Genomic DNA, 24,216 nt, shown 5'->3' on the forward strand with positions numbered 1-24,216 from the left:
GTCACTTATAAGCCAGAGTGATCGTCGCCACGGTATTGGCCGGCCCCGGTGTCACCACGTTGCTGACCTGTTCGTAACGAACCTCGAACGGTATTCGCAGGGTTTCGTTGGCGATGGCCTGGCTTCGGGTGCTGACATAGGTGTCAAAGGTGGCGAGATGGTCATCAAAGAGCATTCTCACGCCCACGCCGGTTGCCATGCCGTTCTGCTGAGTCAATTTGATCACCCCTTCGAATGCCGTTTCGTAGCCGTTTGCGCTGGTCACCTTTAGCTCAGGCTGGACGGTGCTGTCGCAATTAATCGTGACGTCAAAGTTTTGTGCAGGGCTGGATAGCAACCCGATACTGATAAAATCACTGACGGGAAAATCGCCCAGATTCACGGTGAGATTTTTGGGCAGGACAGAGCAGGTAACCGTTTCGAGATTCACATTGCCCGCATAGGAAATCGTATTGGGATCGCTGATGCCTTCATGCTGATAAACCCCGACGCCAAATTTAGACTCCGCCTGAGAAAGCGAACCTGATTTGACCGTATTGCTCGTTTTCACCAGTTCCAGTGTGACATTAAAGTTAAAGGACTCAGAAATGTCGTTGGAGACATAGCCCAGCGGCGTGCCGCTTGAATTACAGTAAATTCCCCCGGCACCGGTAATTCGCTGGCCTTTGTCATTCATCAGCGCTACGCCAATTCCTTCCAGCCCTGATTCATACACCCCAGAAAGACCGGGGATCTCCAGACCTGCGCCGTAATAGCACGCAACAATCGGAAGCCCGAAGTCAGAAGGGTTATAGCAGTTGCCCGCCACGTGAACGGTCTGTTCGGTGCCCGGAATGGTGGCACCTACCGGCAACGTGCTCGAGACGGATACGGAGGCCACATTAATCTGTTTTGGCAGGTCGGATGAGGTACAGAGCGCGTTAGCATGTGGCATAAATAACGCAGCGGTTCCCAGGACCAGGAAGAAAAAGCACTGTTTAATCATTTGCATAATGGTTTGCCTGAACGGTGAATCAGTGGCACTGCGCAGCAGCGTTAAGGATGTTGGTTTTCTCTGTCTCATCCGTAAGGACGTAGTCGGCCTCGCAGTGCTCGCTCGCATCCTGTCCCCAGGTGACGGCGAGATGCCCTTGCTTTGGCAGGCCGGAGAGATAGGTCTGGCCGTCATTGCCGACAATAAATTCGCTGTCCTTATCCTCCGTTGTTACCGTCGCACCGAAGGGCAGCGGTTTACCGTTGTGCGTCAGCGTCATCAGCACGCGGCTGCCCACGCGGGTATTAAAGCTGGCGCGCACCACGGCCCCGCGTGTCGGGGTAACAACGTACGCTGCGTGCGTCACGTCGGCCTCGTCGGGCAGGGTTTCGGTATCCAGCGCAATGGTATTGTGGCGATAAGGGGTAACAAACGGCACGACGGTATAGCCGCGGAAGTCGGTCTCAACGCCCGTCTGATTGGCGATATGGGCACCATGTGTTCCCGGTGCTTTCACCAGCGCAATGGTCTCTCCGAGCGGCTGGCTCAGGGTTATCCCGTTGGCGTGCACGATCGCGCCACCCTGCAGCCCGACGTTTACGGTTTGCTGATATTTATCCTGGCTTACCCCGCCGCTCACTTCGCCATAGGTCGCTTTATAATCGGCGTTCATGCTGGTGGAGTTTCCGCTACCGGTGCTGCTCAGCCCCTCCTGAATATTCCAGTTCAGGTTGTCTCCCTTCAGCGCGGTACCGTTAAGGCCGATGTTCTGCGTCGTACCGTCTTTGGTGTTGTTGAGGTTGTAGGTGGCCCAGGTGTTATGCATCCAGCGATCCAGTGGAACGGAGACGTTTAACGAGAACTGGTTGTCGTTCATCACATCGTCACCGTTCGCATCGCTGTCCTGGGTGTTTTTGTTCATGCTGTAGCTCAGGCTGTAGCTGACGCCGTGCCAGCTGTTGTTGTAGCTGACGCTCATGGAGGTCATATCCTGGCTCTGGCTCCAGTAGGTCTCTTTGACCAGGCTCAGGGTGACAGAGCCCCAGCCCGCGGGCAGCGTCTGGTCGACGGTGGCTTCCGTACGGGCACGTCGCTGCTGCGGCGCAGACCCGTCATCTGAACGGGTGTAAGACTCCATCGTGTCTTCCAGGGTGTAAAACCCTTTGCTGTTGTAGCGATAGCCGGCCAGGGAGAAGTGAGTGCCCGAGGCGACAAAATCTTTGCTGTAGCGAACGCGCCAGGAGCGGCCTTTGCTGGCCTGCTGCTTTTTCAGCAGCGCTTTGGCGCGGGTGACATCAAGGGAGAAGGCACCCAAATCGCCCAGGTTTTTCCCGACGCCCAGCGCCCGGGACTGATAATGGCGACTCTGCTGCGCACCACCGTAGGCGGTGAAACCCAATGGCATGCCGTAGATGGCGCTGCCCTCGGCAAACGGGGTTTGTTCGACGTCTTTGTCGTAAGACCGGTAACGCCCGGCAGTCACGCTGTAGCGGAGATTCTTTTCACGCTGCAGTACCGGGACCGAGGCGTAGGGCACGACAAAGTGACTTTCGCTGCCGTCGGTCTCTTTCACGGTGACCTGCAGATCGCCGCTGCTGCCGGTGGGATAGAGATCGTTAATTTCAAACGCACCGGGTGCGACCGTGTTCTGATAAATGACGTAACCGTTCTGACGAACCATCACCAGCGCATTGCTGTGGGCAGTGCCGCGAATAATCGGCGCATAGCCTTTTTCACTGTCCGGGAGCATGTCGGTATCGGATTTCAGCTCAACCCCGGTATAGGGCACGCTATCGAAAACGTCCGACGGGGAGGTGCTTTGCCCGACGGTCATATCGCTTTTCATCGCCACGATATCGCGTTGAGCATAGGTGTAGACGGAGGAGAACCTGTGCTCTTCCTCGTTGCCCGTTGTACTGCGATTCCACGTGGAATAATTGCGTATGCGCCAGGCCCCCACATTGAGACCCGGGCGCAGGTTAACGTACTGGCTGCTGTTATCCTGCTCTCCCTGTACACGGGCATGGCTCTGGCTGGCGGTGGCGCTGTAGTTCAGCAGACCTGCGGTGATCCCTTCGTCGAACGTTTTCGGGTCGATATACCCGCGCGGGACCTGGCCCAGCGCCGTTTGTGGAATACTGAGCAACAGTTGCTGATGACGAACCTGAAACGTTGCGGATGCCGCGGGAATGGCGCTTATATCGGCGCACTGGCCTTTAGCCATCAGCGCGGGATACTGCCGGGTTTTGATCCCAAGGTTTTTTAGCTCATCCAGGCTAAAGCAGGGTTGAAGAGAATGATTGCCCTGAGCGTCTTTTATTAATTTGAACGTGACATCACGGGTATCAATTTTATTATTGTTGATGAAAATGTTGACCTGATATTTCCCGGGGGCTTGTCCCGGTCCTTTTTCATAAACAGACAGGTCGGTTTTCCCCTGTTGAGGATTATCAATATCCAGTAATGCCGGGTTGAAATAATCATCAGCCATAACCTGCTGCGCAAAGATCGCCAGTGCCAGGCCACATAAAATGACCAGCATTGAAGAAAGGCGATGGATGAACGGCTTTTTATGGCTGTACATGATGATATTAATAGCCTGAGTGGGTGTTAATGAACGGATGCCGACCAGGTCTGACTGATGCTGCCGTAATCAGTAATAATGGAGTAGGTGACGGTCGACCCGCTGGCATTATCGGGTAAGGCAAAGTGCGTTTCCGTTTTGGGGACTGCCCAGGTGGCTTTATCCACTTTATGGCCGTTAAGCATCACCGTCTGGAAATTCATATAGAAAGGCGTCGGATTATTCACAACCAGGTCGTGACCTTCACGATGCCACTGAAGCTTGTCCGCCACAGCCTCGGGTTTGCCTGTTATTGCTGACGGGCGATACAACAATTTAATGCGTGTATTAATGGCAATCTGCAGGGTATTTACCCCTTCGACGTGCTTTGACGAGGGAATAGCTTTGATATTAAGCCAGTAGAGAGATTCACGATCCTCGGGCAAATTCCCGCCGGTGCGCACGACACGCAGGACGTTATCCTCTTTCGCATCGAGACGAAACAGCGGTGGGGTGATCAGGAAGGGGGCTTTAGCCGGGTTTTTACCGCCAGAATCAACCCAGGACTGTACCAGATAATCCGTGGCATCTGGGTTTGAAAGACCCAGAGACGACTCCTTTTTATCGCCCTGATAGACCAGGCGTGTGCCATTAATAACGACACCGGCATGGGAAGTGGCGGCTACCAGTAAAAGAGCACTCAGTAAATAACCGTGGCGCATAAAGGTATCTCAATAAAAGAAGAGATATTAACTCTCAGAACAGAGCTAATATCTCAGGATGGATAATATCAGTTATAAATAACGGTGAAGGTCGACACGGCGTTTGCCAGGCCTGCGGTGATTGCAGCCTGGGTCTGAATATAACGGGCTCCAAACTCCAGGTTATTGACCGCCGTACCGGAGGCTAACGGATATTGCTGAGAGGGCGTATACAGACTCACCGGTTGCTCAGACGCGTCCACCAGCTGAATAGCGACACCTGTTGCAGCATCTACATCCGGCGTTAATGCCAGCGTAGTGTTGTTATCCGGATCCGGCGTGCCGCCGAAGTTAATGGCGGCGGAAGTCACGGTCTCCGGGCAATTCTTTAATTGAATATCAAACTTGGTTAATGTGCTGGTAGATCCAGCCCCGGTAAATACCGTTTTAGACACTTTGCCTAACTGAACATTTAATGGATTACTTAACCCGTTCACTACCTGACAAGCAGAATCAATAATTTCACCGGTGAAGTTAATCTGACCTTCACCGTTTGTTGCCGCAAATGCGGATGCAGAACATCCTGCCGTTGCGGCGATAAATAAACCTATAGCAACCTTGTTCATAACAAATCCTGGTATGTTTCTGGTGAGAACGTTGCCTGGACGTTTTCACCGTTGACCTTAAATGATTTTCCGTTGGTTATTTAATCAGAAACGGGTGGGGTAAGAATCTTCAACGGCAATCACAAATAATTGAAATAGTGCTTGAGTTTCTTTTTTCGTCATAAAAACAGAAGGATGATCCGGTTCAAAAACACTAACGGCCAGACGTTCTTCAGGGCTATATTGTTAACAAGATGAAGCTGTCAGGAGAGATGTCGTGGATTATCGCAAAATTATCAAAGAGGTAGGACGAGGGAAAAATCATGCCCGCGATCTGGACCATGAAACCGCTCGTGCGCTCTATACGCATATGCTCAACGGTGACGTACCCGACCTTGAAATGGGCGGTATCCTGATAGCGCTGCGTATCAAAGGAGAAGGCGAAGCGGAGATGCGTGGCTTCTACGAAGCAATGCAGGCGCAGACCCTGCGCTTAAACGCGCCAGTGGCAAAACCGATGCCGATTGTGATCCCGAGCTACAACGGGGCACGCAAGCAGGCCAACCTGACGCCGCTGCTCGCTATTTTATTGCACAAGCTGGGCTTCCCGGTGGTGGTGCATGGCGTAAGCGAAGATCCAACCCGCGTGCTGACCGAAACGATTTTCGGCATGCTGGGTATCGAACCCACACGGCATGCCGGCCAGGCACAGGCGAAGCTTGATGGCCATCAGCCGGTTTATATCCCTGTCGGAGCACTCTGCCCCCCGCTGGAGAAGCAGCTTGATATGCGCTGGCGCATGGGCGTGCGTAACAGCGCGCATACGCTGGCGAAACTGGCTACGCCGTTTGGCGAAGACGCGGCGCTGCGTCTTTCCAGCGTCTCTCACCCGGAGTACGTGACGCGCGTGGGGAAATTCTTTGAAGACATAGGCGGCAGGGCCTTGTTGATGCACGGCACGGAAGGCGAGGTGTATGCTAACCCGCAGCGCTGCCCACAGATGATGCTGATTGATTCCGCTGGCACGCGCGCCATTCTCGAGCGAGGGGAAGAGCGTTCCGACGCGATCCTGCCTGACGCAAAAGATCCGCATACCACCGCCCACTGGATTGAGCAGTGCCTGGCCGGAAAGGTTCCGGTACCGCACGCGATCAAGTTGCAGATGGCCTGTTGCCTGCTGGCGACCGGTGAAGTTGAATCCGTAGAGGCAGGGATGGAACGCGTCGGGAAGACGTTTTAAGCCCAAAAAAAAGCCCGTCCAGTGGCGGACGGGCAAGCAAGGGTAACAACAACAGGGTCAATGAGGGTTGGAGCAGCTCACCAGAGGGTATGGCGAGGGTGGAGCATTCAGTCAATTACTTATAGATAACCGCAGTACCGCTCAGTTTGTTATTGGTGTTCGCGGAGGTGATGGTGTATCCGCTTGCACCGGCAGCAGCAGCTTTCTCAGCCAGTTTCGCTTCCAGACCGTCCAGAGTGGTCGCGCCTTCAGCACTTACCACGCCGAGTTTGTTCATGCTCTGCGCCTGAGATGGAGACACAGGTTCTGCAGCAAAAGCGCCGAAAGACAGAGCGGACAGGGCAACAGCAGCAACAGCATGTTTGATGGTTTTCATAATTAATCTCTCGCAGGTGATTCTGTTAAGGGGACGATGTTCCGTCGATGTGATAAGTATCACGTTTTTTTATGCGAGAGAAAATCGAAGAGAATTGACGTGGTTGATCAAAAAAATTGAATGACAAATAACTTATTGAATATTAATAAATTCAGAGGACGACTTTACACTTCTTGTAGCTGCGCTTTACAGACGCGACGAGAAGGGCACATTTTGCTACGCGGTTCGCAAAAAACCGTGAGCGTAAAGGTAACCGCTTGCGCCGTTAACTTCGGTAAAGGAAAGTCAACGTAGCTGGCTGTCTTTCGATCCTCTGCGATTATATCCTGAGTGTGCGCTATTTTTCGAATCTTTCTCCTGCTGGCAGGCGATGCATAACCGTACGCCCGGTATGGCTTTGCGCCGCGCTTCCGGGATCACTTCTCCGCACTCTTCACATTCATAGAGACTTTCACCGCGCGGAATTTCACCGCGAGCGCGCGCAACCGCATCTTCAATTGTACTGTTGATTTGTTCGTTAACGGCGTCATCATTCGCCCAACCGGAAGCCATGGTTTACTCCTGGGATCTGTTAAGCCCTGTTTTTACTATGGGGTGAAAAAACGTGCAGTCAAGGCAGAGAGGAACTGCATCTGTCAGGCAGATGCAGTTTGTTTATAGAAAGAGACCTTATTTATAAATGGTCGCCGTGCCATACATATGGTTATCCCCGCCCGCGGCGTTAACCACGAAACCTTTAGCCCCTTCCTGGCGGGCTTTTTCGGCGAGTTTATTCTGGAGATCGTCAAGGTTACTTGCGCGGCTTACCGAGACGGTGCCCGCAGGCTTGAGCTGGCTGGTATCTGTATTGTCGGTCAATGACTGTACCGCCATGGCAGAGAATGACGCGGTAGCCAGTGCACCCGCGAGAACAACAAGGGTCAGGTATTTTTTCATAATCACATCCTCATGAGGAAACAACAGGTGATTCCCTTTAAGTTTAGAAGCCTGGCGAGTGTGATTTAGCGCAAAAATTTGATGATGATCTGCTTATTTTTTGAACGATATAAACTGACGTTTTACTGACAGATCATAGACATAAAGGTGTTTGATTTATGACGGGTTTTTGAGCGTCGCAGAGAAATATTTACCGTTGAGCCTGCAAAGGGTATCTTACGCCGCTGTTTAAAGGAGAAAGCCATGACTTCCCAAAAGCCGGGATTGCACCCACGAAATCGCCATCGTAACCGCTATGACATGAATGCGTTGTGTCAGAGCTGTCCTTCGCTGCAGGACTACATTGTGCAGACACCTGCCGGTGAACCTTCGGTCAACTTTGCCGATCCGCAGGCGGTTAAAATGCTCAATAAAGCCCTGCTGGCACACTATTACGGTGTGGCGCACTGGGATATTCCGGAAGGCTTTCTCTGCCCACCCGTGCCGGGGCGGGCCGATTATCTCCACCATCTTGCCGATCTTCTCGCAGACGATCGCAACGGTGTCATCCCTGAGCAAGCATCCGTGCTTGATATCGGGACCGGGGCGAACCTGATTTATCCGTTGATTGGCGTTCATGAATATCACTGGCGCTTTACCGGCAGTGAAATCGGTAATGAGGCGTTTTCCAGCGCACAGGCGATTATCAACGCCAACCCTGGGTTAAGCCGGTCTGTCCGCTTGCGTCGGCAGAAAGATGCCTCATCGATCTTCAACGGGATTATCCACAAGAACGAAAGCTACGATGCCACCCTGTGTAACCCACCGTTCCATGACTCCGCGGCCACCGCCCGTGCGGGCAGCGAGCGCAAACGCCGCAATCTCGGTCAGGCGGAAGATGCCGCGCTGAACTTTGGGGGGCAGCAACAGGAACTGTGGTGCGAGGGGGGAGAAGTGGCATTCATCCTGCGAATGATTGAGGAAAGTAAAGTATTTGGCCGTCAGGTTAAATGGTTCACGACGCTGGTATCCCGTGGGGATAACCTGCCCCCCCTCTACCGTGCACTGACCGACGTGGGCGCCGTTAACGTGGTGAAAAAAGAGATGGCGCAAGGCCAGAAGCAGAGCCGCTTTATCGCCTGGTCATTTATGGATGCTAACAAGCGCAGTAAATAACCCACAGGCAGGCCGGGTAAGGCGACGCCGTTACCCGGTCCCCACGCTATAAGGTGGGCTCCTGTGGCGGTGTGGGGGACGCCGGTGAGGGCAATACCTGATAGGTCTGCACCGGCATCCGCACCGCGGCCAGGTCAAAGTGTTTTTTCACCATACTGTCGAGCGCAAAGCGCACCGTCCACTGTTTCAGTGGCTGCGTGGTGAACGACACGCGCAGGGTAAATGCCGTGTTCGTCAGGCCGACAATACCGGCAAACGACGGCTCTCCAATCACCAGCCCGCGAATATCCTCCATCGCCATCATCTCTTCCACGGCGTCCCGTAGCGCCTGTTTCGCTTTATCTGCATCTTCATGACGGTCAACGTCGTAGTTGGCCACAACCGAGCCAATGCCTCGGACAAAGTTAGCGAAGGTGGTTATCGATGACCATGGAATTATGTGGTACGCCCCGGTGTCCTGGCGCACGCCGACGGAACGAATGGACATGCGCTCTACCGTGCCGGTTAACGGCCCAATCGTGACCAGATCCCCGGTGTTCATCCCGTTCTCAAACTGGATAAAGACGCCGGTGATTATATCCTTCACCAGGGTTTGTGAACCAAAGGAGATAGCCAGCCCCAGCGCGCCAGCACCTGCCAGCAGCGGCGCGATGTTCACGCCGATTTCCGAGAGCACAATCATGATGGTAATGGTGCTGATAATAACCGCCAGCGCATTGCGAAACAGCGTCAGCAGGGTGCGGGCACGGGCGCTGGGCAGGGGACGCCCATGAATGTCGGAGACCAGACGGTTCTCGATAAGGCTCGCCAGCAACGTCCAGCCAACCGCAGAGAAGAAGAGGATCAACGCGATGCGAATTAAAATATCGACGGTCTTTTCGCCCGCGCCGTTGTGCAGCCAGTTCCAGAAGTCAAACAATCCCCATGCGTTAAGCAACAGCATAATCGCCACGCAGACGGTGAGAATGCGCGCCACTTTCAGTGATACCGAGATCCAGCCGTTGACCCTTTTTTGCAGTTCCGGATAGCTGCGCTGCACCTGTGGCGAGAGGGTGAAGGTTTTCGATAGCCAGCGCGACAGCAGGCCAGAGACAAATGCCGCAATGCCAATGATGGCCAGGCTCTTGAACGTCGCCCCCATCATAAATTTCAGGCTGTTGCCCGGGTCGAACAGCGAGAAGAAGCACAACACGATAAAGTAGGCGCTCGCCAGCCAGTGCCACACCAGCGCGAAGGCGCGGATAAAGAGACTGAAAAACGACAGGGAACGATCGGCCAGATGCAGCAAGCTTTGGGTAATGGTCTTTTTGTTATGGAAGATAAGGTACAACGCCCAGACGGTAATGCAGATCATAATCAGCACATTCGCCAGGGCACCAAACTGCACGTTGACCTGATTGGAGATGATCGGCACGGCAACCAGCAGACCGTAACCAATCAATCCACTGAGCACGCTGAGGCGCAGCGCCCAGTATCTGGCGCTCTCATCCCGAATCGAGAAGGGACGAAGATCCGGTACGTGCGGGCAAAATATCAAACGCAGCAGCGCCTTAAAGAACTCGATCAGCGCAAAGGCGTTGAGGAAGAGCGCCTGCTGGAAAGCGATGGTTTTATTGCCGGCGTTAAGCCTGTCGGCCAGGACCTGGCCCATAAACAGCGTCAGCGCAAGCAGCAGTAAATCGATGATAAACGCCGACGCTATCATCAGCGGCAGGTGTAACCAGCTGCTTTTCTGCTGGTTCTTCTTGCGTCCCCATTTCCCCATCTTACGGTAGAGCGGCCATGCGCACAGGCGTACCAGCCAGTAAAACAGAAATACAGCGCCCGCCAGCATCAAAAACTGCGTGGCGGCTGTCGTAAACGTATGGGGATTAAACGGTTTATGGGGCGAACCAATCAGGTTGCGATAGAGCTGGGCAAAGCGCGAGGAGAGTTCGCTTCCATAGTGACGGCTCACGTCGGTGACATTTTCCAGCACCGTTTTTTGTTCTTCCACTTGCGGAGGGGTAATTGTCGGCACCGGCTCCTGCGGCGGCGTGGCGGCGACTTTTCGCAACTGTCCGATTAACTCCTGCCGGGAGGTATCGTTTTCAAGCACATCGGCAAGGGCACTGTAGGCGGCTTTTTTCTGTTCAACATCCGGCTCTGGGGGCGGTGTCGTTTGCTGTGTGGCGGTCGTGCCGGTGGTGACGCCGGGGATGGAAACGGCGAACGATGGCGCACAAAACAGGCTAAGCAACAGCAAGATCCACGGCACGGCATCCTCCGGTGAAAATAATGAACAAAAAGATAAGTATAGAGGGCGAGGCGCGCGGGAGGATTTTTGGGAACAATCTGGCGTAAAAAAGCCGGGCATGCCCGGCTCAGAATGGCGTAACTGAAGCGCTATCAGGAGACGTGCTGCAGGAACTCCTGCAGGCGCTGGCTCGGTGGATTGGCGATCAGCGCTTGTGGGTTACCGTCTTCAGCGATACGGCCCTTATCAATAAAGATCAGGCGGGAAGCCACTTTCTCAGCAAAGCCGATTTCGTGGGTCACGATGACCATTGTCATCCCTTCTTCAGCCAGATCCTGCATGACTTTCAGCACTTCGTGACGCAGTTCCGGGTCAAGCGCCGAGGTTGGCTCATCGAACAGCATCATCTTCGGTTTTACCGCCAGTGCGCGGGCGATAGCCACACGCTGCTGCTGTCCACCGGACAACTCAGAAGGGTAGTGATGAGCACGTTCCGCGAGGCCGACTTTAGCCAGCAGATCTTTAGCCAGCGTTTCCGCCGCCGCTTTGCTGGCACCACGTACGCGCAGTGGACCAAACATTACGTTTTCCAGCGCCGTCAGGTGCGGGAACAGGTAGAACTGCTGGAACACCATGCCAGCTTCCTGACGAATCAGACGGTCGTCGACTTTCGGGTCATTCACCTTCAGGCCATCGACAATCAGATCGCCGCTGGTGATCTCTTCCAGCTTGTTGATGCAGCGCAGCAGGGTCGATTTACCGGAACCGGATGGCCCGATAATGACCACCACTTCACCCTGTTTGATATTCAGATCGATATTATGCAGCACCTGGGTTGAGCCAAAGTGCTTGGAAACGTTTTTAAATTCAATCACAGGATTTTCATCCTTCTTTCAAGACGACGCAGAACGAAACTCAGAACCAGAGTGATGATCAGGTAGACAACGGCTACCGCACTCCAGATTTCCAGCGCACGGAAGTTGCCCGCAATGATCTCCTGGCCCTGACGGGTCAGCTCAGCAACGCCGATAACGATGAACAGCGACGTATCCTTAATACTGATGATCCACTGGTTCCCCAGCGGTGGCAGCATGCGGCGCAGGGCCAACGGCAGAATGACGTGGCGGATCGTTTCGCGACGAGAAAGGCCTAACGCCAGACCCGCTTCACTGAAACCTTTATGAATCGACAGGACCGCACCACGGGTAATTTCCGCGATATAGGCACCTGAGTTGATCATAATGGTCACGACAGCGGCGCTAAACGGGTCAATGCGCAGGTCGGTGAAAGCCATTGGCAGGGCGAAGTAGATGAACATGACCTGAACGACAATTGGGGTGCCGCGGATCACTTCGATGAAAACCAGTGCGATGTGGTTTGCAATCCAGCCGCCGTAGGTGCGGGCGAAACCGGCGACAAGACCGATAATCAACCCACCAACCAGACCGAGGACCGAAATCCACAGGGTCATTTTAGCGCCTTCAAGCAAGATAGGAATGGCAGGCCAGATGGCGCTCCAGTCAAACTGCATGATAGTTTCCTGTTACTGTTACCGTGTTTCTAAAATAGCAGGGGCGAAAGGTCGCCCCCGAGTGAACGTCATTTTTAAGAATTATTATTTAGGCTCGGTACCGAACCATTTTTTATAGATTTCGTTGTAGGTGCCGTTCTCTTTCAGGGTTTTCAGCGCGCCGTTAACTTTCGTACGCAGGTCGTCGCTGCCTTTAGGGAACGCAATACCGTACTGCTGGGCTTCCAGAGAATCACCGACGGCTTTGAACTTGCCGTTGCCCGCCGTTTTGATGAAGTACAGGATGTTAGGGGTATCGTGCAGCACCGCGTCAGCACGGTTGGTACCCAGCTCCATGTAGGCGTTATCGATGTTCGGGAACTGACGCAGGTCTTTGGTTTTGATGTTTGCTTTCGCGTAATCAACAGAACCGGTACCGCCTTTCACCGCGACGACTTTACCGTCGAGGTCTTTCACGCTTTTTACATCATTATTATCGGCTTTCACCATCACCAGCAGGCCGCTTTTGTAGTAGCCGTCAGAGAAGTCGATCGCTTTTTTACGTTCTTCAGTAATGGTGATACCGGCCAGGGCCAGATCAACGTTTTTCGTTTGCAGTGCCGGGATGATGCCGCTGAAGTCCATTGGCTTCAGGGTGTAATCCAGTTTGAGTTCTTTTGCGATAGCAGCCCACAGATCAACATCAAAGCCAACGTACTTATCACCCTGTTTGAATTCAAACGGAACGAACGCCGTGTCGGTCGCCACAACCAGTTTGTCGGCAGCCTGGGAAGAGACCGCAAAAGCCAGGGTAAGTGCAGCCAGTGAAACTTTTAATACAGACTTCATAGCATTTCCTTTTATATCCACGGGGCGATCCCCTGCGAGAACGAGTGGCACAATGAAAAAATCGTGCCAACTTTACAAGCTGTTGTTTTACAAAGGGGATGATGTCATGCATTGCACAGAAAACGGGGCAATGAACTTTTATTGCACCAAAGTGGAGCACCGTTTTGGTGCGCGTCATTTGGCTCAACAGACGAAGCGTTATTTAGCGTAAATTCTGACGAAAAAACAATCTTCCGTTAACGGTTGTGTGAGGTGATTATTACAATTTTTTCACTTTTGCAGCGTCTCAGGCCAAAAACGTGCACCATAGATGTGCAAAACCCTCACCGGAGGGCGAGGGTTGTATAGGAAATTCTTATGAATTATTCGATGTTGGACTCAATGAACCACAGGAACTGGTCCAGGTCGCGGGAAGCGGCGGTGAAGATATCGGCTGTATCTTCGTCTTTCGCTTCACCGATAGCTTTACGCACATCATTAGCCACTATCGCATAGCGGTCTGCCAGCTCTTTCAGGTGATCCTGAACGGTATGGATATCCAGCGGATAACTTTTCAGTGGCGTCTTGCTGTTAATCACCTGCGTGGTACCCAGTGCCACACCGCCTAACTGTACGGCACGTTCGGCCATGGTATCGAGGTGGGTAACCAGTGCTGTGCGGAAGCCATCCAGCATTTCATGAACGGCAATAAAGTTTGCACCGCGCATATTCCAGTGGGCCTGTTTGGTGATCAGCGAAAGATCGATGAACTGGATCACCTGGCGATTCAGCAACTCAATGGTCGCTTTTTTGTCGCTATCCGATACATCGTTACGGGTATAAAGCAGATTAGACGCTTTCGTTTTCACCAGTTTAGCGGTACTCATAATCTCATATCCTCTTGATGTTTGTGTCCCAGGTAATTGCGGGATTAAGTATAGCACCGGATTTTTTCCCTGCGGGGAGGCTCTGCCTATCAGTTTAATAGTGAGAAGGACGTTGTGTTTACAATGGTATGAAATTAAAGGGATTATTTAAAATTGATGCAGATCAATCCTAATTCAGGAAAACGTTATCGACAGCGGGGGAAATATTTCACGAAGAGTGCAAAGTATGTAAAAAAATATTTTAAACGGGAAACTGGCCTTTATTCTGCATGGCTATAAAGCCACGCAGAATATAGGGCGCTAATTGAGGTCAATTTTCTCAACTTTAGGTTCCGGGCGCATCGTTAGCGTTGAGCCCATTGAGGCGGCGATAATCGAACACAGGGCCAGCGTCTGGGTGAAGGTCAGGGTTTCCCCGAGGAAGACCATCCCTGACAGGGCGGCGAGCGCGGGCTCCATGCTCATCAGCGTGCCGAAAATGCGCGTCGGCAGGCGCGTCAGGGCTATCATCTCTAAAGAGTAGGGGAGTGCTGTGGAAAGAATGGCGACCGCCAGCCCGATGGGCATGACTGACCATTGCCAGATGGACTCGGTGGCCTGAGCCATACCCACCGGCACAAAGATGATAGCGGCAATTAATGAACCGATTGCAACCGTCGCCGGGCCATGCTCTTCCCCGGCGCGCTGTCCGGTCACTATATAGATAGCCCAGCAGGCACCCGCCCCCAGAGCCAGCGCCGCGCCTGTGAGATCGATCTCTGAGACGCTCTGACCCAGCGGCAGCAGGAACCACAGGCCAAGAACGGCTAAAATTACCCAGATAAAGTCAACGGGACGACGGGACGAGAAAAGCGCTACCGCTAGCGGGCCAGTAAACTCCAGTGCCACGGCAATCCCCAACGGAATTGTCTGGATGGAGAGATAGAACATGTAGTTCATCGCTCCCAGGGACAGCCCGTAAAAAAGCAGCGGTAAGCGTTGTTCTTTTTTAAAGCGTAAACGCCAGGGTTTGAAAATCACCACCAGGATCGCGGTTCCGAGGGCAATACGCAGGGCCGTGACCCCAGGCGCACCGACCAGCGGAAAGAGGGATTTAGCCAGCGAGGCACCGCTTTGAATGGACAACATGGCGATGAGTATGACGACAACCGGCAACCAGACCGACGACGAGCGGGATAACCCAGGCATCCTTTCTCCTGTCAACTTATGTCAAATGAAGTAAAGGTTGCAGTGTAAAGGAAATAAGCTGCAACGGTTGAGAGACCGTTGAAAAAAAAACGTGTAAATTCCGTAAAATGGTTAAGCGCTGGTGGATTTATCGCCTGTCAGATTAGGAATAATCTGGATGAATGTAACGGCGCAGGCGCGCAGTATGAGCGTTTTATAGCGAAAATTGTATGTGATTTGAATGAGATAGCTGACGCTGGAAACGTTCTGTTACAGGAAAGGTTCAGTTAGACATCACGAATCACAAAGAGTTTCGCAAATTTTTTTGATATATTTAAAACTTACGGACTTACTTGAAGCACATTTGAGGTGGTTATGAAAAAAATTGCATGTCTTTCAGCACTGGCCGCTGTACTGGCTGTTTCCGCAGGTACCGCTGTAGCTGCTACTTCTACTGTAACCGGTGGTTACGCTCAGAGCGATATGCAGGGCGTGATGAACAAAGCTAACGGTTTCAACCTGAAGTATCGTTACGAGCAGGATAACAACCCACTGGGCGTGATCGGTTCTTTCACCTACACCGAGAAAGATCGTTCTGAAAACGGCGCATACAACAAAGGCCAGTACTACGGCATCACCGCTGGTCCAGCTTACCGTCTGAACGACTGGGCAAGCATCTACGGTGTTGTAGGTGTTGGCTACGGTAAATTCCAGCAGACCGAAAACCAGGGTCTGAACCGCACTGCAAGCAACAGCGACTACGGCTTCTCCTATGGCGCGGGTCTGCAGTTCAACCCAATCCAGGACGTCGCTCTGGACTTCTCTTATGAGCAGAGCCGTATCCGCAACGTTGACGTTGGCACCTGGATCGCGGGCGTAGGTTACCGCTTCTAATCACTTCGGTGAGCCAGTAAAAAATCCGCCCAATGTGGCGGATTTTTTTTTACGTTAATCCCTCGCCTTGCAGGAGAGGGTAGCAGATTGCCCGGATTATTTACTCTTAATATCGAAGATATCGGTTCCTAGATGGTTATAGTCAACTTTCTGTAACTTGAAGTTGGTAACGTAAACTGGGGGAGCCTTCTTGTTAGAGACAAACGGGTACGCATTTTTTATCTGCTGTGCCGAAATCCCCGTCCACTGCGAGAAGAAGGTCAGGAAATCATTGGCCGAACGCCGCGCTTTAATAATGCGATGCGTTTTATCATCACTCGACACAACCATAAACGGTACCTGGAAGTTCTGCTGGAACTTATCGTCGTGCGCCAGATACTGCACCTCTTTACCGCGCTCTTTAAACGCCAGCCCGTGATCCGAGAAGTAGACCATCGAGAAACTGTCACCCGTATTGCGTAACTGATCGTACAGTTTGCTCAGCAGGTCGTCGGTTTGCGTCATGGTGTAGAGATAGCATGAGGTCTCCTTGGACTGCACAAACTCTGCGTATTTACCGCCGGTCCGATCGCAGGCCTGTGGGTGAGACCCCATCAGGTGCAGAACAATCAGCTGCGGCTGGGTACGCGGAGAGGCAAAGACCTGCGCCGTCATTTTCAGCAACGCTTCATCTTTCGTATTCTTGTCCGCTTCAAAATCACCGTTCTTCAGGAACTGCACTTCGTCGGCGCGTCTGGCGATACTGGCAATGGCCGTATCGTATTCGCCAATTTGCCCCTGATTGGAGAACCACCAGGTCTGGAAACCTGCGCGGTTCGCCAGGGTAACAAAGTTATCCTGAAACTGGGGTTTATCATCGACCACCCGGTTCAGCGTCAGGCCGAGAGATTTCTGCGTTGAGCCGCTGGCCGCAACATAATCGGTAAACAGGGTGCCTTTGACCGAACTGGCGAACGGCGTGTTGTCCCAGTGTCCGCCAAAGGCTCCCATGGCGTCGCGACGTGCACTTTCACCAATCACCACCACATAGGTGTGATATTTGGGCTTCACGGCCAGCACGTTCCAGGTGTCTTTCATATTTGAAAGCTCAGCCATACGTGCCTGTTCGTCGAGCACCTCTTTATTGTTAACGACGACGTCTTTCACAAATCGGAACACCGGATAGCCGGTATCCTTCAGCTTGAACACCCCACCCCAGGCCAGGTTTTGTACTGGTGCGACAAAGAATGCCACCACGCTGAACGCCAGGCACAGGTGCTCAATTTTTCCCCACGTTTTTTTCTCTTCCGCTTTACGGCGAACGGCTATCACGCCAAGGGCAAAGATAAAGAGGCCGACCACGTAGCTGTACCAGGGGAAGATCGTCAGGATCTCTGTCGACTCTTCCATATTGGTCGAGTGCAGCGCCAGCAGGGTATTAAAGTTCGGCGAGCCGTAAGCCTGACCAAACGGGAAATAGAGTGCAGCGACCAGGGAACAGATTCCGACTAACGTTTTTTGCGCGCGCGGAGCCGTTCGCCACAGCACATGCAATATGCAGGTAAAGGCCACGGCATAGAGCAGGCTAAAGGGATAGCCAAGCGCAAAGTTAATCAGTAATGACTGCAAAAAGTAAAATCCCGTCCACGGGCTTAAGGCCCGGCTACGGGTAACAACGGTGTCTATCAGGGTTAAATTCATAGGTCACTATCATGGATAAAAACGCCATGTGCTCACCCTGGCGTCAAGGGTCATAACCTGCCTGACAGTGCGTGGAGAGGGAATGAGGGTCCGCTTCAGCGAGCCGCAAATTGTGCAGGGCTGCAAGAAGATAGTGCGAGCGCTAAATAATAGCAACAGTTGCTAAGCAGATGTTTTGCGAAGGGGATTACAAATCCGTAAAAAAGATCGGGAATAGGGCGGCTAAAAGCCAGTGTACAGAGGGTTTGTGACGGAAAAATGAAGCGGCGTACCGCAACGCCGCTTAGTGGGAAGGTTTGTCGTCCTGATGCGGGGGTTTGTTGTTAAACATATCGCACAGCATGTTCAACAGCATCAGGCGTACTTTAAAGGGGGAGTGGGTAAACACGTTCATACACCTCTTGAATTCGTTCATGAGACCTCCTGATTTTTGATCCCTTCGATCCGTGAAGGGTGACTGCATTACATACAGATATAGCACAGGCTATATTGTATAGCTATGGCTATTTCGTTAATTTTTTGTGCTTGTAGAGGGATGGTTTACAATGTGCGCTCTCGATACCGGGCGCTGGAAGCGTCACCCCACTGAGGAAGTACAATGAACCGTCGCGCAGGTAAGCCAACAATCAGAAAAACGACGCAACTGGTGAATGTTGAAGAACATGTCGAAGGTTTTCGCCAGGTACGTGAAGCGCACCGTCGTGAGCTGATTGATGACTATGTTGAACTGATTTCCGATTTGATTCGCGAGGTCGGGGAGGCGCGCCAGGTGGATATGGCTGCACGGCTGGGCGTTTCCCAACCGACAGTGGCAAAAATGTTAAAACGTCTGGCCTCCGTGGGCCTGATTGAAATGATCCCCTGGCGCGGCGTCTTTCTGACGCCGGAAGGGGAGAAACTCGCCCAGGAGAGTCGCGAGCGCCACCAGCTCGTCGAAAACTTCTTACTGGTGCTGGGCGTAAGCCCGGAAATTGCCCGCCGGGACGCGGAAGGAATGGAACACCACGTCAGCGAAGAGACGCTGGTTAAGTTTCGCGAATTTACCCTTAAATATGGTCCCTCCGCTGAATGAACATCCCCGGACTGCAGGCCCTGGCACGCGATCGTTTCTTCCATCTCTTATTCATCATTGGCGCAGTACTGAGCATCTTTGTGCCGTTTGCGCCACACACCTGGCCTGCGGTGATTGACTGGCGCACCATCATTACCCTCAGTGGCCTGATGATGCTTACCAAAGGGGTAGAGTTGAGCGGCTATTTTGACGTCCTGGGACGTAAAATGGTGCGCCGCTTTGCCACTGAACGCCGTCTGGCGCTGTTTATGGTGTTCTCTGCTGCGGTGCTGTCGACGTTTCTGACCAACGACGTGGCGCTGTTTATCATCGTGCCACTCACGCTCACGTTGCGTAAGCTCTGCGAGATCCCGGTTAGCCGGCTGATCATCTTCGAGGCGCTGGCCGTTAACGCCGGTTCGCTTCTGACCCCTATTGGCAACCCACAAAATATTCTCCTGTGGGGACGCTCCGGGCTGTCGTTTGCCGCTTTTACCTGGCAGATGGCTCCGCTGGCGCTGGTGATGATGGTGTCGCTGCTGGCGGTCTGCTGGTTCGCGTTCCCGGTTAAAAAACTGCAGTACCACAGCGGTACCACGGGCCCGCAGTGGCAGCCGCGTCTGGTGTGGAGTTGTCTGGCGCTGTACATCGTTTTCCTGTTCGCGCTGGAACTGAAGTATGAACTGGCGGGCGTACTGCTCGTCGCCGCCGGTTTTTTATTCCTGGCGCGGCGCGTGCTGGTCAGCGTGGACTGGACGTTACTGCTGGTCTTTATGGTGATGTTTATTGATGTGCATCTGCTTATCCAGCTTCCGGTACTGCAACACGTTTTGCACAGCGTCAGTGGCCTGTCGCAGCCGGGATTGTGGCTCACGGCGATTGGTCTGTCACAGTTCATCAGCAACGTGCCTTCCACCATTTTACTCCTCAACTACGTTCCCCCTGACACGCTGCTGGCGTGGGCGGTGAATATCGGCGGGTTTGGGCTGCTGCCCGGTTCGCTTGCTAACCTGATTGCCCTGCGTATGGCTAACGATCGTCGTATCTGGTGGCGTTTCCATGTCTGGTCGATCCCGATGCTGATTTGGGCCGCGGCGATCGGTTTCGGAATTTTCCTTCTCATATAGTGCGCAATTTGTCAGTTTTTCCTGGCAAACGTATAGCAACGTCCTAGCTTTAGTGAACGGCATAGTGTGATGCCGCTCACTGACAGGACTGTTGCTGACCTATGGCTGAAGATCAAAACCTGCCTGCTGACGAGCAGGAAAACAACACTAAACAGCGTAAGCGCCCGGGCAAAAAACCGTTAATCATCCTTGGCATTGTCGTGGTGGTGATGGTTATCGTGGCGCTGGTCTGGTGGTTTTTAACCCGTAACGAAGAGACCACTGACGACGCCTTTACCGACGGTGATGTGGTGACGATTGCCCCGAAAACGGCAGGCTATGTCACCGAGCTGCGCGTGCGCGATAACCAGCGGGTGAAAAAGGGTGACCTGCTGGTGGTTATCGATCCGCGTGATACCACCGCCCAGCGCGATCAGGCGCAGGCCCAGCTTGGGCTGGCGATCGCCCAGCTGCATCAGGCTCAGGCGCAGCTGGCGCTGTCAAAAGTCCAGTATCCCGCTCAGCGTGATGAAGCTAAAGCGCAGGTGATTAAAGCGCAGGCCGATCTGGCCAATGCGCAGGCGGAGTATCGCCGCCAGCGAGGCGTTGACCCGCGAGCGACCACCCAGCAAAGTATTGATACCGCCAATGCCCAGCTGCGCAGTGCCCAGGCGGGCCTGGCAAGTGCGCAGGCGCAGCTTGAAGTGGCGGAGCAGGTACAGCTGCAGATCCGCCAGCAGGAGACCAATGTGGAAGCGCGTCAGCGCCAGGTCGATCAGGCCAAAGCGCAGCTGGAAACCGCGACGCTGAACCTCTCTTACACCGAAGTCCGCGCCCCGTTTGACGGTTTTGTCACTAAACGCAACGTCCAGCCCGGCACCCTGGTGCAGGCGGGTACCGCGCTGTTTTCACTGGTCTCTCCGAATGTGTGGGTGGTGGCGAACTTTAAAGAGTCGCAACTCGAACGCATGAAGCCGGGCGATAAGGTCGAGGTGTCCGTAGATGCCTGGCCGGATATGGCGCTCGAAGGCCATGTCGACAGTATTCAACAGGGCAGCGGCTCGCGCTTCTCCGCCTTCCCGTCGGAAAACGCTACCGGTAACTTTGTCAAAATCGTTCAGCGCGTGCCGGTGAAGATCGTGATTGATAAAGGGCTGGATCCCAACAAACCGCTGCCGCTTGGACTGTCGGTTGCACCGAAGGTGACAGTGGAATGACGGATCACAGCCACGACAACTGGCGACCTGCCAGTAATCCGTGGGCGGTGGCGATTGTGGTCACGCTGGCGGTGTTTATGGAAATCCTCGACACCACTATCGTTAACGTGGCACTCCCGCATGTGGCCGGGTCGCTCTCGTCCAGCTACGACGAATCCACCTGGGTATTGACCAGCTACCTGGTGGCAAACGGCATAGTGCTGCCGATATCGGCTTTCCTGAGCCGGGTTTTTGGCCGCAAGCAGTTCTTCCTCATCTGCATCGTGATGTTCACCGTCTGTTCGTTCCTGTGCGGGATCGCCACCGAGCTATGGCAAATCATTCTCTTTCGCGTAATGCAGGGCTTTTTCGGCGGGGGGCTGCAGCCCACGCAGCAGTCGGTGCTGCTCGACTACTTTAAACCCGAGGACCGGGGTAAAGCGTTTGGTCTGTCGTCAATCGCCATCATCGTTGCGCCGGTACTTGGCCCGACGCTGGGCGGCTGGATCACCGATAACTACTCCTGGCGCTGGGTTTTCTTCATCAACATTCCGGTGGGGATTGTAACGGTGCTGGCGATCTACCAGCTGCTGGAAGACCCGCCATGGGAAAGCAAATCGAAAGAGAAGCTGTCTATCGACTGGACGGGGATCGGCCTGATCGCGCTGGGGCTGGGCTGCCTGCAGGTGATGCTCGACCGGGGAGAAGATGAGGACTGGTTTTATTCGAACTTTATTCGCACCTTCGCCGTGCTGACGCTCATCGGCATTATTGGAGCGATTTACTGGCTGATGTATGCCAAAAAACCGGTGGTAGATCTGCACTGCATGAAAGATCGCAACTTCGCCATCTCCAGCCTGCTGATGGCGGGCATGGCGATGATTCTGTACGGCAGTTCGGTGGTGATTCCGCAGCTTGCACAGCAGGATCTGGGCTACACCGCCACCTGGTCGGGGCTGGTGCTTTCGCCGGGCGCCGTGTTGATCGTATTGACTATCCCGCTGGTGCTGAAGCTGATGCCGGTGGTGCAGACGCGCTGGATTATCGCTTTCGGTTTTACCTGCCTGGCGGTGTCGTTCTTCTGGTCACGTACGCTGACCCCGGATATCGATTTCGAAACGCTGGTGTTGTTCCGCAGCGCCCAGTCGATAGGGCTTGGGTTCCTGTTTGTTCCTCTCACCACCATTGCTTTTATTTCGATACCGAGGCGGCTGAACGCCGATGCGGCGGCGCTGTTCACCATGTTCCGCAACGTGGCGGGCTCAATTGGCATCTCGCTTTCTACGGCGGCCATTACCGAACGTTCCCAGGCGCACAGCGCGCATCTGGCCTATCACGCGTCACCGTTTAATGAACAGTTCCAGCTGGCGATACGCGAAAGCGCACAGGCGATCCAGAACTTCACCACTCAGGTCGGGGACCCTACCGGTATCGCCACCGGGCGCATGTACCAGACCATGATCGAGCAGTCGCGCTTCCTGGCGTATATCGACGTGTTCACCATTCTGAGCGTGGTAGCCATGTTACTGATTCCGTTTTGTTTGTTGCTCTCGCCGGTTAAGAGCGAGGGGAGTGCAGGAGCACATTGATGATACACAGACGTTTAACCCCCCTGATGATCATGCTGCTGGCAGGCTGCGCCGTGGGGCCGGATTACCAGCCGCCGGCGTCGCAGACCCCGACACACTGGAACGATCCGGGTGACAGCGGCGTGAAGTCAAAAACGGCCTCGATGGCAACCAACCCACGCTGGTGGAAAACCTTCGGTTCACCGCAGCTGGACAGCCTGATAGAGCGCGCGATCGCGGGAAATTTATCCCTGCAGCAGACGGTGTTGCGTATTGCCGGGGCGCGCGAACAGATTAACCAGGCGGGTGGGGCGTTTTACCCTTCCGTAAACGGTAATCTGCAGGCCACGCGCCAGCAGCTTGGGCTGGAGGGAGAGCTGAAATCCCACGGCGTTTACGACCAGCTTGATAACGTGGATCCTGAACTCAGGGGCGCGCTAGGACCGCTGACGCAGCCGATCAATCTTTACCAGGGGAGCTTCGATGCGCAGTGGGAAATCGACCTGTGGGGCAAGGTGCGCCGACAGGTAGAGGCTGCCGAAGCGCAGCAGAAAGCGGCGATAGAGCAGCGTAACGACGCGCTGGTGTCGCTGGAGGCGGAAGTGGCGCGCGCATGGCTGCAGCTGCGGGGTGCGCAGAGCATCATTGCCACGCTGAACACCCAGATTAAGAGCGCGCAACAAACCCTGGAACTCACCGAAAGCCGCCAGCGGGGCGGGCTGTCACCGCAGATGGACGTTGAAAATGCGCGTGCCCAGTTGGGGAACCTCGAAGCGCAGCTTCCTCAGTATCAGGCCCAGGCACGGCAGGCAATGAATGGCCTCGCGATTTTACTCGGCAAGCCGCCGGGGGCGCTGGATGCGGAGCTGCAGTCGGCACAGCCGATGCCCACCCTGCCGGATATCGTACAAACGGGTATCCCCTCTACGCTGGCCCGTCGTCGTCCTGACGTACGCGAGGCGGAAGCCAACCTCCACGCCGCCACGGCGCAAATTGGCGTTTCCGTGGCGCAGCTGTTCCCGAGCTTTACCCTCTCCGGGCAGTTTGGTCTGCGAAACAGCGAAACCAACTGGCTGACGGACTGGAGCAGCCACTTCTACAGCTTCGGCCCGCAGGTCTCGATACCGATTTTCCAGGGCGGAAGACTGGTCTCGAGCGTGAAGGTGGCGCGTGCGCAGCAGGGCGCGGCAGTGCTCGACTACCGCCAGACAGTGCTCACCGCGCTCGGGGACGTGGAGAATGCGCTGGTGAGTTACCGCACCGATCAGCAGCGTGAAGCCGGCCTTGCCAAAACCATCGATGCGTTGCAAAACGCGTTCGATTTGGCAAGCGACAGCTACCGGCAGGGGATCGCCAGCTTTATTGACGTGCTGGATGCCCAGCGGCAGCTGGCGCAGGCGCAGCAGCAACGCGCGCAGGCGCAGGTACAAAGCGCTCTCGATCTGGTGGCGCTCTACAAAGCGCTGGGCGGCGGCTGGGAGCCGTATCAGCAGGTGCAATTACCGGATTACAAGGTCTTTGGTGAGGCTCCGCGCGGATAAGAT

23 protein-coding genes are annotated in these 24,216 nt (G+C 54.1%); 8 read left to right on the forward strand and 15 right to left on the reverse strand.

What is annotated here, in order from left to right:
• Window position 1 precedes the first annotated feature (1 nt).
• The 4 genes from QMG44_RS03120 to QMG44_RS03135 form a co-directional block, all read right to left on the reverse strand.
• A complete protein-coding gene (locus tag QMG44_RS03120; RefSeq protein ID WP_020884921.1) occupies window positions 2–991 on the reverse strand; it encodes a fimbrial protein in 990 nt (329 codons plus the stop codon).
• A gap of 22 nt (window positions 992–1,013) precedes the next feature.
• Window positions 1,014–3,557 carry a fimbria/pilus outer membrane usher protein gene (locus QMG44_RS03125; RefSeq protein ID WP_165764057.1) on the reverse strand — a complete coding sequence of 848 codons (2,544 nt, stop codon included), beginning with the start codon at window positions 3,555–3,557 and terminating at the stop codon, window positions 1,014–1,016.
• Between the two features lie 26 nt (window positions 3,558–3,583).
• The gene (locus QMG44_RS03130; RefSeq protein WP_032677726.1) at window positions 3,584–4,258 is read right to left on the reverse strand and encodes a molecular chaperone; all 675 of its coding nucleotides are present in this window, start codon (window positions 4,256–4,258) and stop codon (window positions 3,584–3,586) included.
• A 68-nt stretch (window positions 4,259–4,326) separates the two neighbouring features.
• The gene (locus tag QMG44_RS03135) at window positions 4,327–4,863 is read right to left on the reverse strand and encodes a fimbrial protein (RefSeq protein ID WP_014169244.1); all 537 of its coding nucleotides are present in this window, start codon (window positions 4,861–4,863) and stop codon (window positions 4,327–4,329) included.
• A gap of 256 nt (window positions 4,864–5,119) precedes the next feature.
• Between QMG44_RS03135 and ybiB the strand changes: the two genes are divergently transcribed.
• The gene (gene ybiB, locus QMG44_RS03140; protein ID WP_032677728.1) at window positions 5,120–6,082 is read left to right on the forward strand and encodes a DNA-binding protein YbiB; all 963 of its coding nucleotides are present in this window, start codon (window positions 5,120–5,122) and stop codon (window positions 6,080–6,082) included.
• A 115-nt stretch (window positions 6,083–6,197) separates the two neighbouring features.
• Here the strand turns inward: ybiB and ybiJ are convergent, their stop codons facing one another.
• The 3 genes from ybiJ to mcbA form a co-directional block, all read right to left on the reverse strand.
• Window positions 6,198–6,458: a DUF1471 family protein YbiJ gene (ybiJ, locus tag QMG44_RS03145; protein ID WP_086532765.1), complete on the reverse strand. Its 261-nt coding sequence runs from the start codon at window positions 6,456–6,458 to the stop codon at window positions 6,198–6,200.
• A 285-nt stretch (window positions 6,459–6,743) separates the two neighbouring features.
• Complete coding sequence (locus tag QMG44_RS03150) at window positions 6,744–7,010, reverse strand: DksA/TraR family C4-type zinc finger protein (RefSeq protein ID WP_014169247.1); 267 nt, start codon at window positions 7,008–7,010, stop codon at window positions 6,744–6,746.
• Window positions 7,011–7,127: 117 nt separating this feature from the next.
• Window positions 7,128–7,394 carry a DUF1471 family periplasmic protein McbA gene (mcbA, locus tag QMG44_RS03155; RefSeq protein ID WP_032677729.1) on the reverse strand — a complete coding sequence of 89 codons (267 nt, stop codon included), beginning with the start codon at window positions 7,392–7,394 and terminating at the stop codon, window positions 7,128–7,130.
• A gap of 243 nt (window positions 7,395–7,637) precedes the next feature.
• Here mcbA and rlmF point away from each other — a divergent pair, with 243 nt between their 5' ends.
• Window positions 7,638–8,549, forward strand: a complete 912-nt coding sequence (gene rlmF / locus QMG44_RS03160; protein WP_047357133.1) for a 23S rRNA (adenine(1618)-N(6))-methyltransferase RlmF — start codon at window positions 7,638–7,640, stop codon at window positions 8,547–8,549.
• 46 nt (window positions 8,550–8,595) lie between these two features.
• Here the strand turns inward: rlmF and ybiO are convergent, their stop codons facing one another.
• The 6 genes from ybiO to rhtA all read right to left on the reverse strand — a co-directional run bounded on the left by ybiO (window position 8,596) and on the right by rhtA (window position 15,198).
• Complete coding sequence (ybiO, locus tag QMG44_RS03165) at window positions 8,596–10,806, reverse strand: mechanosensitive channel protein (protein ID WP_086532764.1); 2,211 nt, start codon at window positions 10,804–10,806, stop codon at window positions 8,596–8,598.
• A gap of 131 nt (window positions 10,807–10,937) precedes the next feature.
• Window positions 10,938–11,660 (reverse strand): glutamine ABC transporter ATP-binding protein GlnQ, encoded by a 723-nt coding sequence (glnQ, locus tag QMG44_RS03170; protein ID WP_086532763.1) that lies wholly within the window; start codon window positions 11,658–11,660, stop codon window positions 10,938–10,940.
• A complete protein-coding gene (glnP, locus tag QMG44_RS03175; protein WP_014169254.1) occupies window positions 11,657–12,316 on the reverse strand; it encodes a glutamine ABC transporter permease GlnP in 660 nt (219 codons plus the stop codon). Before glnP ends, glnQ begins: the two co-directional genes overlap by 4 nt.
• 84 nt (window positions 12,317–12,400) lie before the next feature.
• A complete protein-coding gene (gene glnH, locus QMG44_RS03180; RefSeq protein ID WP_014883108.1) occupies window positions 12,401–13,144 on the reverse strand; it encodes a glutamine ABC transporter substrate-binding protein GlnH in 744 nt (247 codons plus the stop codon).
• 362 nt (window positions 13,145–13,506) lie between these two features.
• Window positions 13,507–14,010: a DNA starvation/stationary phase protection protein Dps gene (gene dps / locus QMG44_RS03185; protein WP_010428924.1), complete on the reverse strand. Its 504-nt coding sequence runs from the start codon at window positions 14,008–14,010 to the stop codon at window positions 13,507–13,509.
• A 300-nt stretch (window positions 14,011–14,310) separates the two neighbouring features.
• Complete coding sequence (gene rhtA, locus QMG44_RS03190; protein WP_020884911.1) at window positions 14,311–15,198, reverse strand: threonine/homoserine exporter RhtA; 888 nt, start codon at window positions 15,196–15,198, stop codon at window positions 14,311–14,313.
• A 354-nt stretch (window positions 15,199–15,552) separates the two neighbouring features.
• Between rhtA and ompX the strand changes: the two genes are divergently transcribed.
• Window positions 15,553–16,071, forward strand: coding sequence for an outer membrane protein OmpX (gene ompX, locus QMG44_RS03195; protein ID WP_020884910.1), 519 nt, complete (start codon window positions 15,553–15,555; stop codon window positions 16,069–16,071).
• 96 nt (window positions 16,072–16,167) lie between these two features.
• On the opposite strand, the gene QMG44_RS03200 is transcribed toward ompX, so the two are convergent.
• Together QMG44_RS03200 and mntS are read right to left on the reverse strand one after the other, a co-directional pair.
• Complete coding sequence (locus QMG44_RS03200; RefSeq protein WP_032677733.1) at window positions 16,168–17,751, reverse strand: phosphoethanolamine transferase; 1,584 nt, start codon at window positions 17,749–17,751, stop codon at window positions 16,168–16,170.
• Between the two features lie 283 nt (window positions 17,752–18,034).
• Window positions 18,035–18,166 (reverse strand): manganase accumulation protein MntS, encoded by a 132-nt coding sequence (gene mntS, locus QMG44_RS03205; protein ID WP_020884908.1) that lies wholly within the window; start codon window positions 18,164–18,166, stop codon window positions 18,035–18,037.
• Window positions 18,167–18,349: 183 nt separating this feature from the next.
• Between mntS and mntR the strand changes: the two genes are divergently transcribed.
• The 5 genes from mntR (at window position 18,350) to QMG44_RS03230 (ending at window position 24,213) form a co-directional block, all read left to right on the forward strand.
• Window positions 18,350–18,823 (forward strand): manganese-binding transcriptional regulator MntR, encoded by a 474-nt coding sequence (mntR, locus tag QMG44_RS03210; RefSeq protein ID WP_014169260.1) that lies wholly within the window; start codon window positions 18,350–18,352, stop codon window positions 18,821–18,823.
• Window positions 18,820–19,929 (forward strand): anion transporter, encoded by a 1,110-nt coding sequence (locus tag QMG44_RS03215; RefSeq protein ID WP_040016987.1) that lies wholly within the window; start codon window positions 18,820–18,822, stop codon window positions 19,927–19,929. The genes mntR and QMG44_RS03215 overlap by 4 nt, the downstream gene beginning before the upstream one ends.
• A gap of 101 nt (window positions 19,930–20,030) precedes the next feature.
• The gene (locus tag QMG44_RS03220) at window positions 20,031–21,125 is read left to right on the forward strand and encodes an HlyD family secretion protein (RefSeq protein ID WP_020884906.1); all 1,095 of its coding nucleotides are present in this window, start codon (window positions 20,031–20,033) and stop codon (window positions 21,123–21,125) included.
• Entirely contained in the window at window positions 21,122–22,693 is a 1,572-nt protein-coding gene (locus QMG44_RS03225) for a DHA2 family efflux MFS transporter permease subunit (RefSeq protein WP_047357135.1), read from the forward strand. Before QMG44_RS03220 ends, QMG44_RS03225 begins: the two co-directional genes overlap by 4 nt.
• Entirely contained in the window at window positions 22,693–24,213 is a 1,521-nt protein-coding gene (locus QMG44_RS03230; protein WP_086532762.1) for an efflux transporter outer membrane subunit, read from the forward strand. Before QMG44_RS03225 ends, QMG44_RS03230 begins: the two co-directional genes overlap by 1 nt.
• Window positions 24,214–24,216 lie beyond the last annotated feature (3 nt).

Origin of the sequence: Enterobacter sp. 200527-13, from assembly GCF_027924865.1 — a bacterium.
Classification (GTDB): Bacteria; Pseudomonadota; Gammaproteobacteria; order Enterobacterales; family Enterobacteriaceae; genus Enterobacter; species Enterobacter ludwigii.

What these genes read in the sequence shown, in the direction of transcription:
- QMG44_RS03120 (WP_020884921.1), bottom strand. Translation starts at nt 991, where the DNA reads ATGCAAATGATTAAACAGTGCTTTTTCTTCCTGGTCCTGGGAACCGCT.
- QMG44_RS03125 (WP_165764057.1), bottom strand. Translation starts at nt 3,557, where the DNA reads ATGTACAGCCATAAAAAGCCGTTCATCCATCGCCTTTCTTCAATGCTG.
- QMG44_RS03130 (WP_032677726.1), bottom strand. Translation starts at nt 4,258, where the DNA reads ATGCGCCACGGTTATTTACTGAGTGCTCTTTTACTGGTAGCCGCCACT.
- QMG44_RS03135 (WP_014169244.1), bottom strand. Translation starts at nt 4,863, where the DNA reads ATGAACAAGGTTGCTATAGGTTTATTTATCGCCGCAACGGCAGGATGT.
- ybiJ (WP_086532765.1), bottom strand. Translation starts at nt 6,458, where the DNA reads ATGAAAACCATCAAACATGCTGTTGCTGCTGTTGCCCTGTCCGCTCTG.
- QMG44_RS03150 (WP_014169247.1), bottom strand. Translation starts at nt 7,010, where the DNA reads ATGGCTTCCGGTTGGGCGAATGATGACGCCGTTAACGAACAAATCAAC.
- mcbA (WP_032677729.1), bottom strand. Translation starts at nt 7,394, where the DNA reads ATGAAAAAATACCTGACCCTTGTTGTTCTCGCGGGTGCACTGGCTACC.
- rlmF (WP_047357133.1), top strand. Translation starts at nt 7,638, where the DNA reads ATGACTTCCCAAAAGCCGGGATTGCACCCACGAAATCGCCATCGTAAC.
- glnP (WP_014169254.1), bottom strand. Translation starts at nt 12,316, where the DNA reads ATGCAGTTTGACTGGAGCGCCATCTGGCCTGCCATTCCTATCTTGCTT.
- glnH (WP_014883108.1), bottom strand. Translation starts at nt 13,144, where the DNA reads ATGAAGTCTGTATTAAAAGTTTCACTGGCTGCACTTACCCTGGCTTTT.
- dps (WP_010428924.1), bottom strand. Translation starts at nt 14,010, where the DNA reads ATGAGTACCGCTAAACTGGTGAAAACGAAAGCGTCTAATCTGCTTTAT.
- rhtA (WP_020884911.1), bottom strand. Translation starts at nt 15,198, where the DNA reads ATGCCTGGGTTATCCCGCTCGTCGTCGGTCTGGTTGCCGGTTGTCGTC.
- ompX (WP_020884910.1), top strand. Translation starts at nt 15,553, where the DNA reads ATGAAAAAAATTGCATGTCTTTCAGCACTGGCCGCTGTACTGGCTGTT.
- QMG44_RS03200 (WP_032677733.1), bottom strand. Translation starts at nt 17,751, where the DNA reads ATGAATTTAACCCTGATAGACACCGTTGTTACCCGTAGCCGGGCCTTA.
- mntS (WP_020884908.1), bottom strand. Translation starts at nt 18,166, where the DNA reads ATGAACGAATTCAAGAGGTGTATGAACGTGTTTACCCACTCCCCCTTT.
- mntR (WP_014169260.1), top strand. Translation starts at nt 18,350, where the DNA reads ATGAACCGTCGCGCAGGTAAGCCAACAATCAGAAAAACGACGCAACTG.
- QMG44_RS03215 (WP_040016987.1), top strand. Translation starts at nt 18,820, where the DNA reads ATGAACATCCCCGGACTGCAGGCCCTGGCACGCGATCGTTTCTTCCAT.
- QMG44_RS03220 (WP_020884906.1), top strand. Translation starts at nt 20,031, where the DNA reads ATGGCTGAAGATCAAAACCTGCCTGCTGACGAGCAGGAAAACAACACT.
- QMG44_RS03225 (WP_047357135.1), top strand. Translation starts at nt 21,122, where the DNA reads ATGACGGATCACAGCCACGACAACTGGCGACCTGCCAGTAATCCGTGG.
- QMG44_RS03230 (WP_086532762.1), top strand. Translation starts at nt 22,693, where the DNA reads ATGATACACAGACGTTTAACCCCCCTGATGATCATGCTGCTGGCAGGC.